The sequence below is a fragment of the Mesorhizobium sp. CNPSo 4689 genome (assembly GCF_057784325.1).
The window spans coordinates 1-806 of sequence record NZ_JBWLUZ010000102.1 but is presented as its reverse complement, the minus strand read 5'-3'; the positions used below and the strand labels follow the sequence as shown (position 1 = coordinate 806).

The window sequence follows — 806 nt, the reverse complement described above, 5'->3', positions numbered from 1 at the left end:
ACATTGAGGCTGTCCGGGCGGCAATCACCCAGCCCTGGAGCACGAGCCCGGTCGAAGGCCAGATCAACCGCCTCAAGACGATCAAGCGCCAGATGTACGGGCGCGCCGCCTATCCACTCCTCCGGAGCCGACTGCTGGCAGCCGCTTGAAGATCTGGCGAAAGGAAAAGGCGCACGCAATGGTGTCCGGCGCGATGCAGTTCGACCCGGCAATCGAGCCGATGACGAATTGATCCGGATCCCAGTCGTGGGGAACATTATGATGAGGCAACGGACAATGTCGGTCGGGAGCATTCCACGGTGAGGCAATACACGCTCGCAGCTTCATTGTCGCGCCGCAGTCTACGTCGCCGACGATCGCAACTCGGGTTCGCAGGAGCCGCCGATCGCCTGGTATCGCGCCACCATGGGCCGCGCCGGCGAGAGCGTGATGAGCGAGCTCGCCGGATTTGCCGGCACGCTCCAGGCCGACGGTTTCAGCGGCTACAATCAGATCTACAAGGGCGGCGCCATTCGAGAAGCCGCCAGCCTGGCCCATCTGCGTCGCAAGATATTCGACGTTCACGACAGCCAGCCGACCGAGCTCAGCACGACGGCGATGGCCGGTATCCAGGCGATCTACCGGATCGAGGAAGAGATACGGGGGCACCTGCCCGCGGAGCGATTGGCCGCACGACGAACGCGGACCCGACCACTGGTCCGCGCGTTGCGACGACAGCTCATGCGTCAAGGCAACGGTTTGTCGCGCGATGCCGATATCGCGAAGGCCTTCGCCTACGGCACCAGGCGATGGCGCGCGTTCAACCG

The 806-nt window shown here is 64.1% G+C and carries 1 protein-coding gene; it reads left to right on the top strand.

All coding sequences use genetic code 11. The annotated features are described in order from the left end of the window. Positions 1–384: 384 nt before the first annotated feature. Positions 385–806: IS66 family transposase (locus AC04SI_RS33310; RefSeq protein ID WP_488475732.1), on the top strand; the 422-nt coding region annotated here is incomplete at its 3' end.